We start from the raw sequence: 17666 nt of genomic DNA on the forward strand, positions 1-17666 counted from the left end.
CCTTTTATGAATTATTACTAAAGCTCATTACCCAAAAATTTTTCCAATACAAGGGCACTGGCCCCAATAGCAATGGCAATTTCATTAAATCGCCCTCCTCTGTTGAAAACAACCCTTCCGTCTTTTTGCAAGTGACTTTTTGTAAAAGCCATATCTGTGCATATATCATAAAAAAGCTGAGAATTTCTGATAAGAGGCCCGCTTAAAATTACAATACCGGGGTTCAGCAGCTTTATAAGATTGGCAAGGCCTTCTCCCATGTACTCCGCTGCATATGTTATAACATCTTGTGCCGGAGTCTTCATCATTTCTGCAGCTTTACAGATTTCAACATAAGAAACTTCATTGGTTATGGCTCCGGGGTCAGATTTCTCATTTAGTTCTTTGAATCTTTCAACTATAGAATAGATAGATGAATAAGTCTCAATACAGCCTTTGTTTCCGCAGGAGCATTTCATGCCATTAACATTCACAACCATATGTGCAAAGGCATCTTCTGCATCATTAATATTTCTTACAAACCTTCCTGATGCAATAACACCCATACGTAACCCTATACCGCAATTAATATAAATTACATTTTTTATTTCTTTTGCAATTCCAAATTTGGCTTCAGCAAGTACTGCCGCATTTGCCCCATTGTCTACTACAACCTGAACTCCGAGCCTTTTTTCAAATATTGATTTCAAGGGTATATTTTCCCAACCGGGCGCTACAAAGTTTTCCGGATTTAGTACCATTCCTCTTTTTTTATCAATAGGACCTACTGTACCTATGCCAACACCTATAATAGTGCCGTTTTCTTCTTTCAGTTTATCTTTGACTTCCTTTATCCAGCTTAGTATTTTGCTAAGTACAATTTTGGGAGTTGATTTACTGTCCATATCAAATCTGTACTTTTTAATAGGTTTCATTTTAAGGTTAGTTAAAACAATCTGAGTATACGTTCTGGAAATGTCTATTCCGACTATGTAGTAACCTAAAGGATTTACATCATATAAAATCGGTTTCCTGCCTCCAGTTGATTCTCCGGTTTCTGATTCCACCAGCAGTTCCATTTCCTCCAGAGGCTGCATCATTCGATTAAGGCTTGTGAGTTTTATGCCAGATAGTTCTGACAGAGTGCCTTTGGTTGATGCCCGGTTGTGTAGAATTAAACTGAATATCATTTTTGATTCCGGACTTAACCTGCTGAAAATATCATTATCAATCATTAAATCACATCCTAACTTTTTCCCACTATAGGCAAAAGTATCCAAAACTTTTATATCATATAATCTTCAGGAATAAATACTTTAAAATCCTTTGGCTTGACAAATACAGTCTGTCTTTCCTTTAGTGCAAGTTTTTTATAAATATCTTTGCTGATTTCAGCTTCTATGTATTCTCCGCTATCAATTCTTTTCATTTCGAGGTTTACAATAGGCCCAACCGCTCTTATAAAAATAACCTCGGCTGCAACGAATTCATTTTCATATTGCTCCAGACTTATTTCGATATCGTGAGGGCGAATATAACTAATGATTTTCCTGTCAACGGCTTCCGAATGTTCAGGAGAATCCAGCTTCAGGCTCCCAAGCTCAATTATCCCGTTGTGCACCCTCCCGTGAAACAGGTTTACATTTCCCAGAAAGTTATAGACAAAGGGATTTGTCGGATTATCGTATACTTCTTCCGGCGTACCCATTTGTTCGATTTTTCCCTGATTTAGAATTACAATCCTGTCAGCTACATCAAGGGCTTCCTCTTGGTCATGTGTAACAAATACACTGGTAATCGGATATTCATCATGAAGCTTCCTGAGCCATCTTCTAAGGTCTTTCCGCACCTTTGCATCCAACGCACCAAAAGGTTCATCCAGCAAAAGTACTCTAGGCTCAACAGCCAACGCTCTTGCAAGTGCTATTCTTTGACGCTGTCCTCCCGATAGCTGACTGGGATAACGCTTTGCCAGTTCCTCCATTTTTACCAGTGACAATAGCTCATTAACCTTTTTTTCTATAACCTCTTTTGAAGGCCTGAGTTTAGACGGTCTTACTTTAAGTCCGAAGGCTATATTCTCAAATACTGTCATATGTTTAAACAATGCATAGTGCTGAAAAACAAAGCCCACTTTCCTATCCTGTGTACTTTTTCCGGTATTATCTTCTCCATCAAACATAATACTGCCGCTGTCAGCTGTTTCAAGTCCGGCAATAATTCTGAGAAGCGTTGTTTTCCCTGAACCTGAAGGGCCAAGCAAAGCCACAAGCTCCCCGGTATTAATTTTGAGATTTATATCAGAAAGAGCTTTGAAGGATTCAAATGTCTTTGAAATACTTGTTATTTCTATACTCATATTATTCACTCCGATTAATTGTAAATTTAGATTTGCAACTCTTTTATTTTTCCTGCTGTTTGATTTTCCAATCTGCGATATTTTTAATTACGAGATTAATGATTGCAATTACTGTCAAAAGTGAAGCTACTGCAAATGCAGCCGAAAACTTGTATTCATTGTACAGAATCTCAACGTGAAGGGGGACGGTGTTTGTTAATCCTCTGATATGTCCTGACACCACAGATACTGCACCAAATTCTCCTGCTGCCCTTGCCGCCGTAAGCATGATACCGTAGGTCAATGCCCACTTTACATTTGGAAGTGTAATAAGCGCAAAAGTTTTAAAGCCACTTGCTCCCAAGGTCAGGGCAGCTTCTTCTTCAGAGGTTCCCTGTGCTTCCATAAGAGGAATAAGTTCTCTGGCTACAAAAGGCAGAGTTACAAATAATGTAGCAAGAATTATCCCGGGAGGGGCAAAAATTATTTTGAGTCCAAATTTATTTAGAACGGGAGCCAGAATTCCATGACTTGTACTAAAAAGCAAAACAAAAATCAGGCCTGCCACCACCGGAGAAATCGCAAAAGGTAAATCTATAACTGTTATGAGAAGGTTTTTGCCCCTGAATCTGAACTTGGAAACAGCCCATGCTGCTACCAACCCAAACAAAGTATTTATTGGAACCACTATAATAATTGTCAGTAATGTCAGTTTAATTGCTTCAAGTGCTACAGAATCAGTCACGGCTGCAATATAAACCTTGACTCCCTGCTGGAAGGCTTTTACAAATACCGATATAAGCGGAACAAAGAGCATTAGTATAAAGAAGAGTAAAGCCATTACAGTAAGTACTATTTTTACAGCACCGGAGGAATTCTTTGTAGTCCTTTTCTGATATGTATTGAGAGTCTTATTGTTCAAAGGTAAGCTTCCTGCCATTGTGTCCTCCTTTATTGAAGTATAAATTTATGTCTGTTGACTGCCCACCACTGAAAGAGATTTATGGCTAACAGCATTACAAACGATATTATGAGCATAATTGCCGCAACGGCTGTCCCACCCGCATAATCATATTGTTCCAGCTTTGTCCTTATCAAAAGTGGTGTTATTTCTGTTCTCATAGGCATATTCCCTGATATGAATACTACTGAGCCATACTCTCCCAAGGCTCTTGCAAAGGATAGGGCAAAACCTGTAATGATAGAAGGAAAAAGTTCCGGAATAATTATTTTGCAAAAGGTTTGGAATCTGCTTGCTCCGAGACAGGCTGCCGCCTCCTCCACCTCTCTGTCTATACTTTGAAGAACCGGCTGAACGGTTCTGACTACAAAAGGAAAACTGATAAAAATCAATGCCACAGTTATTCCCAAAGGCGTATAAGATACTTTAATGCCTAATGGCTCCAGAAACCTTCCTATCCATCCATTTGGTGCATAAAGAGTTGTAAGTGATATACCGGCAACTGCTGTAGGCAATGCAAATGGCAGGTCAATCAACCCGTCTATAATCTTCTTGAAAGGAAAGGAATATCTCTGCAGAACCCATGCCAAAAGAAGTCCGAATACAGTATTTATTGCAGCTGCAAGTAATGAAGTCCCGAAAGATATTTTCAATGACGCCGTTACTCTGGTGCTTAATGCTATATCCAAAAAATTTTTAAGACCCAGACTTGAGCTTTTGATAAATACCATTGATATTGGTATCAGAACCAAAAGAGTTATGTACAGAAGTGAAATTCCCATGGTAATTCCAAAGCCAGGTATAACACTTTGTTGTTTAATTTTTAACGTCTTTATTGTCAGATTCATAATTTCACCTCCAGTTCTTAGTTATTTTTTTATGTATATTTGGTCAAATACTCCTCCATCGCTGAAATGTTCCTGCTGCGCTTTGCTCCAGCCTCCGAAAACTTCATCAATGGTAAAAAGATTGATTTTGGGGAATTGTGCCGCATATTTCTTTTCAATGTTCTGATTTCTTGGTCTGTAATAATTTTTTGCTGCTATCTCCTGACCCTCGTCACTGTAAAGATATTGAAGATATGCCTCGGCAACCTTTCTTGTACCTTTTTTATCAACAACAGAATCAACCACAGAAACCGGAGGTTCAGCTAATATGCTCATTGACGGTATAACAATCTCAAATTTATCCTTTCCAAGCTCATTTATGGAAAGAAAGGCTTCATTCTCCCATGCTATAAGGACGTCACCCAAACCACGTTCTACAAATGTTGTTGTTGCTCCTCTGGCTCCTGAGTCCAGAACAGGGACATTCTCATAAAGCTGTTGAACAAAATTTTTGGCTTTTTCACTGTCATTATTATTTTTTTTCAGAGCATAACCCCACGCTGCAAGATAGTTCCAGCGAGCACCGCCGGAGGTTTTGGGATTTGGAGTTATTACCTGTATTCCCGGTTTAACAAGGTCATCCCAATCTTTTATATTCTTTGGATTGCCTTTTCTTACAAGAAATACTATGGTTGAGGTATAAGGGGTTGAATTATCAGCTAAACGTTTTTGCCATTCCTTGTTAATCAACTCTTTATTTTTATTGATTGAATTGATATCGTACGCCAATGCCAATGTAACTACATCCGCCTCATTTCCGTCTATTACGGTTCTTGTCTGGCTTCCTGAACCGCCATGTGACTGCTGGACGGTCACAGTTTGTCCTGTTTTTTCCTTCCAATGTTTTACAAATGCTTCATTGTATTCCTGATAAAGCTCCCTTGTGGGGTCATATGAAACATTTAATAGGGTTATGGTACTGTTTTGTACATTTTTGGTACTACCGCACCCCGTCAATGCTGAAATTAAAAGCAGTATGCACATAGTAATCACACTTAATCTATTAATTTTATTTTTCAATACAAATCACTCCTTCATTTAAATAATAGTTTACATATATACATAGTATGCATTCGCTTAAAAAATTATTTGATGGATTAGGCAAACCAGATAAGCTTAAAATGATTAAAATTATACCCAAGTAATCCAATATGTTTTATAAGTTATCCAAATGGTAACATGTGGTCAAAAGTATGTCAATTACTTTTTAACATTTTTTGTAATTTTATTTTTACCTATGGCAAAAAATAAACAGAGAACTCTTAAATGTAAAAATTTAAGCATTTCTCTGTTCAGCTCATTACCAATGGATATTTACTTGCTTTTTCTCACAAAACTCATATTATTTATGGTAACATCTGTACCGTTAAATGTATTTCCCCCAAGGCTTATTGTAAGAGCACAGTTGGAGTCTGCGGCAGGTGCTTTTATAACTGTCTCGTAATGTTGTGGCTCCTTTGTGGCTTTTAACTCACCTGAATAGTATGGAGTCCATGGTGAATAATTCTGCTGAATACATATTGGCATCTGACGGGGTTCACTGCAACTGTAATCAAAAGAAAGTACGTATTCCGCACCTTTTTCCAGCATAAAGCCGGATGCAGCTATTTGAGTATTCCAGCTTTGGGCTCCTGCATTTTTAATTGAGACAGCCAGCCCTATGTCAGGTAGCATTTTATAGGTTAAATCTACATCCGATGTATTTGACAGAGCCAGAATTGGGCTTATCTCAAGTAAATTTGAGTTTGCGGTTAATTGCTTTCCCTTGTAGTTTACAAATATCCCATTTTTAAAATCCTTGCTGTTTATATATCCGGTCAACCATTTTATACGCTTGTTCAACCAACTGCTAAGATAGTTATAATGCATTTTGAAGGTTGTAAGCGCCGATATTTCGGCAGGCTCAATGTACACCTGTTTACCTAATACATCCCATTTTTCGAAGTTTCTGCAATAAGACTTGTAATTTGTTTGAGCTTCTTTTATAACCGATTTAGGCAAGGCATTAATTTGACCTTGCAGCTTATTCCAGCGTTTTTTTACTAAATCACGGAACCAGCTCTTTGAAAGTGCATGGCAGAACCATGGATTGGAATTTGCATTTACATTGAGGACGTTATATGGATTAAAGCCTGACCATGCTTCAAACCCCATTACACAGTTTGCATTACCCATTGCCAAATCAAAATCCCACATTGGGCCAAAACAGAGCTTTCCTCCGGCGTCTTTGTAGACATAGAAGCTATCCCAGCCTGCATCAACATTATTTACAATTTCATTGCCTATATATATGTCCACTAAAGAATCAAGGTCTATGTATTTTCTCAAATCCTTTTCGTTGCCGCTTTTTAATGCATTGTAAGCCTTTTCAATGTACTTTGAAATGTAATTAATCTGTTGATTTTTTATTGATTGTGTTTTGGATAAATCACTTTTCACTTCGTAGGTGGCCGTATCAATGTCGAACTTATTATCTTCGGCGTATCTGCTCATTTCAACAAGATAACCGTTATTTTCAACTTTATCCGGTTCTTCAGAAATTGCCACACGGTTCTTATTTATGTTAACATCTTCACATAACAGATATACACCTTGATATTTTTTATTTACATAAAGTTCTATAGAACGACAGTTGGGTGAATATGAAATACCGTCCAGTACTTCAGCAAAATGATATACGGTAAGATTTCTTAAAAGAGACCCATCATAACAGTTTGAAATCAAACACCACGTCTTAGCTTTTCCATCACCTATATTCAGAAGATTTTGCTTCTCTTCAAATTTTATTTTGTAGCTCTTCTTTTCGGCATACATAGAACTGTTTCCACGCAGCTTTACTGATGTAGCTATGTCAGACATTTCATATTTACCGTCACTATTAATCAGGCTTATTTTTGCATTAGTGTAAACCTCTTTAGAATCAATTTTACTATCTGAGTCAGTATTTATTGTAACAATTGGCATTTCATACTGTTTATATTCTGATGAGTCAGGTGTTTCAGCAGCAAAGGCCTTAGTACTGAACCCCACCAAATTTGTTGTAAGTAAAGAAAAAATCAGTATTCCCGCTATAGTTGACAATTTTTTTCTCATAATTATAACCTCCTATAATTTTAGGCCTAGTATTGATGTCAAACTGTTTAGTATAAAAGACAAGGGCCAAAAATTAATTTTTCGGCCCTTGTCGTGTGCAACCAGGAAATCAATAAGGAGCTTTACTTAATTAACTAAAATTCAGATGCTGTTCCAAGGATATACTTTTTGAGTAATGCAAGGTCTATTGCATTAACTGAATCATCCTTATTTACATCTGCTCTGATTTTGCTCTCTGAATCCAATTGTAAAGAACCTAAGAGAAATTTTTTCAGTAATGCAAAGTCAATAGCATCTACAGTACCACTACCATCTACATCTCCGAGCTTGATATTAACAACCACAGGTTCAACTCCGTACTTGAGTTCACCCTTGATATAAGCAGTGATTTTTTCATTATCCCCATAAGCACTTTCCATTTTAGGATTACATGAATAATCATTTGTATGGTCATAATCGGACGAGCCATCTATCCTAAAAGGTATATCTCCTGTGCTTGCGCCTGGTACAAGTTTGCCTGCAGCATCTTTAAATGAAATCTCACAATATGTATCGGCACCCCCCACAGCATTGTCTACTTTGTAGCAATTACCCGTTACATTTTCAGCACCGCAAGGTGCATATTCACATGCAAATGTATTCTGCTCACTACCATCACATGTAAACCAATAGCGTAGCTTTATGTCTGATAAATTTACAGGAACAGTTCCATTATTTACTATATTAACTGTAGACCTTAATGTATTTGTTAGGTTGTGAGCTGCGCCATACTTATACTGAACCTTTATTGAAGGCGGTGTAGTATCTGGGTTATCATCAGGATTTGTTGGAGTAAGTTTTGGAGCTTCCTCCCCATATACTAGAACGCCATTCATGTATACGGGAACATTTTTAGTTAACACATAATCACTGGTAAGATTCTTTCTGCTCCAGTCATTAGTTGGGTTCCAATGTGTCATATAATTTGAATCCTGTTTTGCTGTTAACGTAAATGCCAACTCTCTATCCCCATATATTTCTCTGCCGCTCCAATCAAATTCATAATAATAGGTTCCAGCATCATCCCACTTTATTGGACCTCTATAGGTAATAGGTTCCTGCTGCAGTGAAATCTGTTCATCATAAGCAATAGTCATTTCAACATCCTTTATGGACTGTCCGCATGCAAGCAGTTCACTAATATTAAAGAAATATCTTGCTTTCATACCTGTTTCATAATGTGGAGGCTGGCTTGACTCATTGTGTAATTTAATAACTACCTGTGAGCTTTCCTTAATCTCTCTTTCTATACGTGCCTCGCAATAGTAATCGTCAGTCTTTGGTTCTTTTGGTGGAAAATTAGGTATTACCTGCTGTCCCTCACCGTAGTATTTATATAATCCCGCACAAGCACCTACAAATGCAGCATTATAGTCAACAGCAACCTCATTGTAAACGAAATCAGTTGTTACATCCTGATGGTAATCCTCCTTATCAGGCCCGCCAACAAGAGCACCCCATATAATATGCCTGTGTTCTGGCGGGTCATTCATACTCAATGTTTTTGATCCATGAGCCGCCCTGTGATGCGGATGTTTTGCAGAAGGCAAGCCATGTTCATAGCCGTACCCAACTATGTATGAGTACCCCATTGGATTTCTTCCCATAAGGTATTCCATCTGATTCTTTGCCCATGCTCCAAAATCTGTTCTATCAGGGTGGTGTTCCATATATACAAGTGCGCATAATTGAGCAGCCGTATTGTAACGAGCTGATCCCCATCCATTTATCATCGTATATCCTGCAGGTGATGTTGAAGTATAGCCATTATCGTTGGCTTCCTTATGCTTCGCCATACCACCAGACAAATACTCTGTATTCCAACGAGCAATGTAGTCATATAACTTATTGTCTGGGAATAAAGCATTCAGCTCTACGAACACTCCTCCCCATACTGCATCCCAACAATGAGTCCATGTGTTGAACCACATATTTGTGTTAAAGGTATCTGGTATAATTTTTTTCATATATCCAGTATAATATTTACCGTCTTCTGATACTGACATAATATCATTTATATAGTCCATATTACCAGTGCAAGTATATAACCATACTGCAGCCCAAGCCATTTCATCATCGTCATATGCTGATGTATAGTAACCATCACCATTAGACATTCCTCTGTTTTCCTTTGCGAATTTATACATAGCCTTTGCAACAGTCAAACACTTTTTCGCATAATCAGGCTCGTCATCCTTAAAATTCAAATAAGATGTGGCAAGTGCTGCAGCAGTACTACCACAAACATCACTACCAGGAGTTTCAGCAGTGGCAAAATCTGCTGGTCTTGGTATATTATCGGGATATAATTCAGGTGGTCCCCAATAGGAGTGATCTAAATCCCCTTCACCAACCATGTAACAGAAAGCAATCAAATCTCCATTTTCATCCAGATAGGAGCAACGTAAAAAGGTATCAGTAAAGGTCTTTAAAATATCAATCATATGTTCTTCTTGCCCTGATTTCTTGAAGGCATCTCTAAATTCATAGAAACTCCATCCAAGAGTACCTGCTGTATAGCTCTGAGGAAGTCCAAACCGTACATGGTCTCCAGCATCATGGAATCCACCATGTACATCTACTGTTCCATCCCCATCAGGGTCGAGTATTTTTCTATACTTTTCTATGAATTCAGCGGAAAGAGAAGTGTTTTTAAGGGGAATATTGCAATCTCCCACATGGCAATCGCCTCTCCATTCAATTTTACCTCCTGAAACCCCTGGTCCGCATTTTTCTGCATCGTAGAAGTAAATTGATTTTTGCAATGCTTCAGCAAAATTAAAGTAGTTATAATCTTCCCATCCTTCTTTAGGAGTGAATTTTGATTCTGCTGTTGAAGTAGTACCTGAATTAGAATCAGTATTTTCCATTGCTAATGCATTACTCGATAATAGAAATTGTCCAGCAATCATGCTAACACTCAAAAGCATTGCTGCAATACTTTTCCGATTTAAAACTTTTCTAGCCTTTATAAATCTGTTCAAGCTTAATACCTCCCTCTTGAGAATTTATTATAAGAAAAATTAAAGATGTAAAATTTTTTCAGAAACATGATTTTACAAAAGACCGTACTCTCTAGTTTACATACATTCAATTTGAATAAGAGTACGGTCTTTATAGATTATTTTAGATTCAAATAATTTTGAGTTATCACAGATGTTAGTCTTCTACGAGAATGAAGATATTGTTCCCAGAAGATACTTTTTGAGTAATGCAAGGTCAATTGAATTAACTTCATTATCTTTATTTACGTCCGCTCTGATTTTGCTCTCTGAGTCCAATTGCGTAGAACCAAGAATATGTTTTTTCATTAATGCAAAATCTATAGAATCTATAGTTCCACTGCCGTCTACATCTCCGAGCTTGATATTAACAACCACAGGTTCAACTCCGTACTTGAGTTCACCCTTTATGTAACCTGTCATTTTTGTATTATCGCCAAGTTCAGTCATTTTTGAATCATATGAATAGTCGTTTGTCTTGTCATAATCTGACGCGCCCTCTATTCTGAATGGTATAGCCCCGGTACTTCCTCCCGGTGAGAGCTTTCCGGCTGCACTTGTAAAACCGATTTCACAATAGGTGTCGGCACCCGGAACAGGACTGCTTATATTGGAGAAATTACCTGTGACATTGCCGCTTCCCAACGCTGCGTATTCACATGTAAAGGAGTTCTGCTGGTTCCCGTCATTTGTAAACCAATAACGAAGCTTTATATCAGACAGATTTATGGGAACTGTTCCGGTATTCTTTATATTGATTGAAGACCTTATGGTATTTTTCATCACATCTGCAGTACCGCACTTGTAGGAGACACTTATTGATGGCGGTGTATTATCGGGATCTTCAGGGTCGGTAGACGGATCAAGCTTTGGAGCTTCTTCTCCATATACCAGAGTCCCGTCCAAGTATACAGGTATATTCTTTGTTACTGCATACGTGGTTGTCAGGTTTTTCTTACTGTAGTCGTTTGAAGAATCCCAATGGGTCAGATAATTTGGATCCTGCTTTGCACGGAAAGATATTTGAAGTTCTCTGTCTCCATATATTTTACTTCCGCTCCAATCAAATTCATAATAGTATGTTCCTGCTTCATCCCATTTGAAAGGCCCTGTGAGCTTGATAGGATCCTGCTGCATGGAAATCTGCTCATCATACTCTATTGAAAATATTACATCGTCTATATCTTGTCCACTTTTTAACAATTCTTTAATGTTAAAGTAATATCTTGCCTTCATGCCTGTTTCGTAATGAGGTGGTTGACTGGATTCATTATGAATTTTTAAAACTACCTGTGTACTGTCAGTAGTTTCTCTTGCTACACGAGCTTCACAGTAGTAATCATCAGTTCTTGGTTCCTTTGGCGGGAAGTTGGCTATTGGTTTTTGTCCCTGTCCGTAGTATTTATACAATCCGGCTAAAGCGCCAACAAAAGCAGCATTATAGTCAACTGCAACTTCATTGTAAGCATACTCGGTAGTTGAATCTATATGATAATCACTTGAATCCGGCCCCCCTGACAAAGCGCCCCACAATATATGTCTGTGTTCCACAGGGTCATTCATACTGTTGGTTTTTGAGCCATGTGCTGCTCTGTGATGTGGATGATGTGCAAAAGGAAGTCCCTGTTCATAGCCGTAGCCTACTATATATGAATATCCCATAGGATTTCTTCCCATAAGGTATTCCATCTCCTTCTTTGCCCATTCACCGAAATCAGTTCTTTCAGGATGATGCTTCATATAAACAAGAGCACATAACTGTGCAGCAGTATTGTAACGAGCAGAACCCCAGCCGTTTATCATGGTATATCCGGCAGGTGATGTTTTATAATAGTTATGGTCATTTGGATCTTTATGCTTTGCATCACCGCCGGACAAATATTCTACGTTCCAGCTTGCAATAAAGTTGAATAATTCATTGTCGGGTAACAATTCATTGAGCTTTAAGAAGGTTCCTGCCCATACTGCATCCCAGCAATGAGTCCATGAATTATACCAGGTATTGGTATTATAGGTTTCAGGTATAATTCTCTTCATATACCCTGTATAGTTTCCCTTTTCATCAACTGAATCAATATCTTTTATGTAATCCATATTTCCTGTACACTGATAAAGCCATACAGCAGCCCATGCCAGCTCGTCTTCATCATAATCAGAAGTATAGTAGCCATCACCAGCGGCCTTGCCTCTGTATTTTTTAGCAAATTCATACATGGCTTTTGCAACCTTCAAGCACTTTTCTGCATATTCAGGCTCTGAATCTTTAAAGTTCAGATATGATGTACAAAGTGCTGCGGCAGTACTGGCACATACATCACTTCCCGGAGTTTCTGCAGTTGCAAAATCAGCAGGTCTGGTCTTCTGATACTCTTCGGGATAAAGTTCCGGCGGGCCCCAGTAACAGTGGTCAACGTCACCTTCTCCTACCATATAGCAAAATGCAATTAGATTTCCATCCTTATCAAGATAGGAACAGCGCAAGAAGGTATCGGTAAAGTATTTCAAAATATCAATTATATGTTCTTCTTCGCCTATTGCCTTGTAGGAATCCCTGAATTCATAGAAGCCCCAGCCAAGGGTACCGGCGGTATAGCTCTGTGGAAGACCGAAGCGGACATGGTCTCCTGCATCGTGGAAGCCTCCGTGTACATCTACTGTACCGTCTCCGTCAGGATCAATTAAACCTTTATACTTTTCTAAAAAAGCAGCGGACAGGTTAGTGTACTTCAAGGGTATCTTTGCATCTGCTTCATGGCATGAACCCCTCCATTCAAGCTTTCCTCCTTTGTCATAACCGGCTGCTTCGCCGCATTTCTCTGCATCGTAAAAATAAAGTGATTTCTGTAGTGCTTCTGCAAAGTTGAAATAGTTGTAGTTTTCCCAGCCCTCAGCCGGAGTAAACGTAGCTGGCGGAGCTTCCGCCGATACCGAAACTGCCGAAAAAATCTGTCCAGCTAAAAGCGCAATAGCCAGCAAGATCGACAGTCGCTTTTTCCTTCCTTTTGTAACTCTTGACATTTTTTAACTCCCCCTAAAAATTATTTTGATATGGATTAAATGTATCCAGAGCCCTTTATACCCTTAATATGGTAAAACGAGTCCTCTACTACAATTATACCAAATTAATACATTATTAAAATAATTTTGCATAAGGTTGTACAAAAAAATGCAACAATTTTGTAAAAATTTTTATATAAATTGCTATATACTATATTTGGGATAACACTTCTGCCATTTTTACTTCAGATTCTAAAATAAATGAAAAGTTATTTGATAATCTATTAAGGATATCTTTATCCTGAGGATTGTTCATATATCTCAAAACAAGTGCTTGATTAATTTTCCATTTATTACTTATATTTTTAAATTCTTTTGATATATTGAGTAACTCAGTATTATTATATCTCTCACCTAAATGCTCTAAAAATAAACTGAAAAGTGCTCGCCCACCGGATATTCTCAAAAGCCTCCATATTATATAAGACGCACGTGCTTCATGTCCATGAGCGGTTTTTATTTCTGCTTCTACATCAAAGTAATTATTAAAACTGTTTACAAATTTTGATAATGAGGAAAAAGTGTTATTTTTATTTGCTCGGCTTACTCCATTATGCAGAATTGCTCTCCAGTCAACATCAGTGTTTATATACTTATCTAAATTTATAGTTATGCAACCCTTACAACTTTCATAAAAGTCTTCAATTTTCATAATGGCCCCATTACATGGTGGCGCTGAATCAACACAAAACAGATTTCCTTTTTCATCCAAATCTACTATAGTACATGAATGATTTATATGTACTTTCTTGAACACATTAGTCCATACACAATTATACATATCTGTAAAAATAATTACGGGCATGCCTTTGGATGTTTCTTCTTTGATTAACTCATAAATTTCCTCTGTGGTAATTTCGTAGTGTCTGTTAATCTCCACATTGTAAAAATCAGCCAGACAGTCAAATATATTATTGAAGCCTTCTTCGATTCTTGGACCCAATGCTCCGGGAAAACTCGGATTTTCATCAGAGAACGTAAAACCCCAAATGTATGCAAACGCTAGTCTATACTCCAGTTTTTTTGATGCCATAAGTGAGATTATAGGACTTGAAATACAATTAAGTTCACTGTTAAAAATCAGTGGTAAACTCCTCATGTTTACATCCTCCCTATAAATATAGTTTTCTTAACCTTAATTTCACAACATACCATATATTACATAATTATACTTATATTATATCTTATCAGGCTGTAGTATAACAATATCTATCGTTAGCTTAATTAAATACATCAGAATTAACATAATTGTAAAATATATTTGCTATAATGTTATTTGGATATTACCAATAAATTCTAAGGTGGTTTTGACATGATAACAACTAAAGTCATTATATTATTCATATCAGTATTGGCGGGTTTTCTGGGCTCGCTCCTTGGGCTTGGGGGTGGAATAATTATAACCCCCGCACTCACTCTTATGCTAGGCATTGATATTAAATATGCAATCGGTGCAAGTATAATTTCGGTTATAGCTACTTCAAGCGGTTCTGCTATTGCATATCTTAAAGACAGAATAACTAATGTAAGAGTTGGAATGTTTCTTGAAATTGCTACAACAACAGGAGCTCTTACAGGTGCTTTTTTAGCAGGTTTGTTCAGTACAAAATACCTGTATCTTATATTTGGCTTACTGCTTTTATACTCCGCTATCAGCATGTTTAATAAAAGAAAACAGGAACTTCCCAAAGATATTTCACCCTCACCGTTGGCTGAAAAATTGAAACTTAGTGGTGCCTATTATGACAAGGTACTCTCGGAAACGGTGGAGTACAATGTGACAGGAGTTTACGGTGGCTTTGGAATGATGTATGCAGCAGGAATTATTTCTGGACTTCTTGGTATAGGCAGCGGTATTTTCAAAGTAATGGCTATGGACTCTTTTATGAAACTGCCTATGAAGGTTTCAACGGCAACAAGTAATTTTATGATAGGTGTTACCGCTGCCGCCAGCGCAGGGATTTATCTTTCAAGAGGTAATATTAATCCCGGTATTGCCGCACCTGTAGCATTGGGTGTTCTCCTAGGTGCTTCTATAGGTACAAAAGTAATGCAAAGGTTAAAAAGTTCAACTCTGAGACTGGTATTTATTCCTGTTTTGCTTTATGTATCAATAGAAATGATAGTTAAAGGGGTGAAATTATGAAATCAAAAATTGAAGGCACCGAGATATTTATAAGCAAAATTCTGAGAATTGGAGTAATTGTCAGTGCTTTAGTAATAGGCTTCGGGCTTATACTCCTTTTTGCAACGGGTAAGAGCGGTTATCCCGGAAGCTCCTTTCCAACGTCCCCGGTTGATATTTTCAGAGGCTTGGCGGTATTAAAACCTTATGCGGTGATTCTTACGGGATTGTTGATTTTAATAATTACTCCGGTTTTCAGAGTCGGTATATCCATTTTTACATTCCTGAAAGAAAAAGATTATACGTATGTAATTATAACAGCAATAGTTTTTGTTATTTTGATTATTAGTTTTTTACTTGGAAAAGTTGAATAAATTATACAAGCCTGTATCAAATTAATTCAGATTGATACAGGCTATTTTATTTATTGGAGAATGACTCTTTTGGCACCTATATATAACCCTTTATACTGGGATAATTTTTGTATACGGACGGAACCTTTTGAAGAGGAGGCGTGGATGAAAGCATCACCGCCCAAATAAATACCTACGTGATCCACTGCTCCGGCTCTGTTTCTGGTTGAAGCATCAAAAAACAGTATATCACCTGCTTTTAATGCATTTTTAGGTACATTTTTACCGTTGGAGTACATGTTTTGCGCAGACCTGGCCAGTTTTACACCGAAATTTTTATAAACATACCCGATAAAACCTGAACAGTCAAAGCCTTGGGGATTTGTCCCACCATAAACATATTTTACTCCCACAAATTCCTTTGCATAATCAACAACCATTCTTACAATGTATCCGTCATAATCAATTGGGTCTAAAATCTGTGTATTTCTTATATCAATACTTTTTATTGCAGCCTCTGGCCGACTGTTTGATGCTATTACGTCAGTTGAAACAAAAAAGAGTAATACGCTCAACATACAGCCTGTCAGAAGCTTTGTATAGCTGCTTGACATTAAATCCTCCTTTTAGTGCTTTTCTAAATCACATTTTTTATAAATATAGTTTGGTAATTCCAACACGAAGAATTTATGGAGTTTTAGCAAAAATTATTCAAAACATTTCTGGAATACTTTTCATGGATAACCTTGTAATGTAACTGCACATATTATTGAATAACACAAAATATAAGGAATGATGGAATGTTTACAGATAAAAGATTGCTGAAAGCTTATAGAAACGCAAAGCTTCAACTGTTTGACAATAATTCCAAATATATATTTTTCAGCGATTCCCATAGAGGAGACGACAGCATTTCCGATGAGTTTGCCAGAAATCAGAATATTTTCCGTCACGCATTGAATTATTATTTTGACAACGGATATGTATACGTTGAAGCTGGCGACGGGGATGAATTATGGGAATATACTAAGTTCAGACATATCAGATTAGCTCACAGTGACGTTTTTATAGTGCTTAAAAAATTCTTTGAAGACAATAGATTTATTATGCTTTATGGTAATCATAATATTTATCTAAAAAACAAGGACTTCGTCAGCAAGAATTTTTACAGCTATTACGACGATTACAGTCAGGACATTCATGATTTACTAAAGGGAATGACACCCATAGAAGCACTTGTTTTGAAAAATAAAGTCACGGGTCAGGAAATACTTATTGTTCACGGACATCAGGGTGATTTAATGAATGATCAGCTCTGGTTTGTCTCTATGTTCCTTTTACGTTATTTCTGGCGTTATATACACGTTATAGGCTTTCACAGTCCCTCCAGCCCTGCCAGAAACCATTTTAAGAGACATAAGATTGAGAGAAACTATAAAAAGTGGATTCAAAAACATAAAATTATGCTTATTTGCGGACACACTCACAGACAAAAATTCCCAAAGAGCAAAGAATTACCTTACTTTAATACCGGCTGCTGCATACATTCAAAAGGTATAACAGGTATAGAAATTTTAGAAGGTAAAATATTAATGGTTGATTGGAGAGTCCGTGCAGACGAAAACGGTGTTCTGCAAATTGAAAGATATGTTATGCGAGGCCCTGTACCTATTGACGAATTTGATATGAACAGCAATCACGACTATGAAGATTGTATGAATAAAGACCTCAAATATGACGAGGAAGATTGCTGAAAACCCCCTTCTTATGTGATATACTAATGGATATATGAATTATATGGTATCTGTATCTATTAATATTATATAGGGGTC

13 protein-coding genes are annotated in these 17666 nt (G+C 37.3%); 3 read left to right on the forward strand and 10 right to left on the reverse strand.

The annotated features are described in order from the left end of the window. Positions 1-17 precede the first annotated feature (17 nt). From P0092_RS11415 to P0092_RS11455, 9 genes are all read right to left on the reverse strand, one after another. Positions 18-1214: an ROK family protein gene (locus tag P0092_RS11415; RefSeq protein ID WP_004619371.1), complete on the reverse strand. Its 1197-nt coding sequence runs from the start codon at positions 1212-1214 to the stop codon at positions 18-20. 50 nt (positions 1215-1264) lie between these two features. Further along, complete coding sequence (locus P0092_RS11420) at positions 1265-2338, reverse strand: sulfate/molybdate ABC transporter ATP-binding protein (protein WP_004619370.1); 1074 nt, start codon at positions 2336-2338, stop codon at positions 1265-1267. A 43-nt stretch (positions 2339-2381) separates the two neighbouring features. Then, the gene (gene cysW, locus P0092_RS11425) at positions 2382-3257 is read right to left on the reverse strand and encodes a sulfate ABC transporter permease subunit CysW (RefSeq protein WP_004619369.1); all 876 of its coding nucleotides are present in this window, start codon (positions 3255-3257) and stop codon (positions 2382-2384) included. A gap of 11 nt (positions 3258-3268) precedes the next feature. Continuing rightward, complete coding sequence (cysT, locus tag P0092_RS11430) at positions 3269-4126, reverse strand: sulfate ABC transporter permease subunit CysT (protein WP_004619368.1); 858 nt, start codon at positions 4124-4126, stop codon at positions 3269-3271. Positions 4127-4147: 21 nt separating this feature from the next. Further along, on the reverse strand, positions 4148-5149 hold the full coding sequence (locus P0092_RS11435; RefSeq protein WP_051132014.1) for a sulfate ABC transporter substrate-binding protein: 1002 nt from the start codon (positions 5147-5149) through the stop codon (positions 4148-4150). A gap of 330 nt (positions 5150-5479) precedes the next feature. Continuing rightward, positions 5480-7258: a CotH kinase family protein gene (locus tag P0092_RS11440; RefSeq protein WP_004619366.1), complete on the reverse strand. Its 1779-nt coding sequence runs from the start codon at positions 7256-7258 to the stop codon at positions 5480-5482. A 134-nt stretch (positions 7259-7392) separates the two neighbouring features. Next, a complete protein-coding gene (locus tag P0092_RS11445) occupies positions 7393-10227 on the reverse strand; it encodes a glycoside hydrolase family 9 protein (RefSeq protein ID WP_051132013.1) in 2835 nt (944 codons plus the stop codon). Between the two features lie 237 nt (positions 10228-10464). Next, a complete protein-coding gene (locus P0092_RS11450; protein ID WP_004619364.1) occupies positions 10465-13317 on the reverse strand; it encodes a glycoside hydrolase family 9 protein in 2853 nt (950 codons plus the stop codon). A 190-nt stretch (positions 13318-13507) separates the two neighbouring features. Next, positions 13508-14389, reverse strand: a complete 882-nt coding sequence (locus tag P0092_RS11455) for a cysteine peptidase family C39 domain-containing protein (RefSeq protein WP_276187206.1) — start codon at positions 14387-14389, stop codon at positions 13508-13510. A gap of 279 nt (positions 14390-14668) precedes the next feature. Between P0092_RS11455 and P0092_RS11460 the strand changes: the two genes are divergently transcribed. Next, positions 14669-15502, forward strand: coding sequence for a sulfite exporter TauE/SafE family protein (locus tag P0092_RS11460; protein ID WP_004619362.1), 834 nt, complete (start codon positions 14669-14671; stop codon positions 15500-15502). Continuing rightward, the gene (locus P0092_RS11465; RefSeq protein ID WP_004619361.1) at positions 15499-15855 is read left to right on the forward strand and encodes a DUF1634 domain-containing protein; all 357 of its coding nucleotides are present in this window, start codon (positions 15499-15501) and stop codon (positions 15853-15855) included. The genes P0092_RS11460 and P0092_RS11465 overlap by 4 nt, the downstream gene beginning before the upstream one ends. A 50-nt stretch (positions 15856-15905) precedes the next feature. Here the strand turns inward: P0092_RS11465 and P0092_RS11470 are convergent, their stop codons facing one another. Continuing rightward, the gene (locus P0092_RS11470) at positions 15906-16448 is read right to left on the reverse strand and encodes a C40 family peptidase (protein WP_004619360.1); all 543 of its coding nucleotides are present in this window, start codon (positions 16446-16448) and stop codon (positions 15906-15908) included. 186 nt (positions 16449-16634) lie between these two features. Between P0092_RS11470 and P0092_RS11475 the strand changes: the two genes are divergently transcribed. Further along, positions 16635-17588 (forward strand): metallophosphoesterase family protein, encoded by a 954-nt coding sequence (locus P0092_RS11475; protein ID WP_004619359.1) that lies wholly within the window; start codon positions 16635-16637, stop codon positions 17586-17588. Positions 17589-17666 lie beyond the last annotated feature (78 nt).

The sequence above is a fragment of the Ruminiclostridium papyrosolvens DSM 2782 genome (assembly GCF_029318685.1).
Classification (GTDB): Bacteria; Bacillota; Clostridia; order Acetivibrionales; family DSM-1351; genus Ruminiclostridium; species Ruminiclostridium papyrosolvens.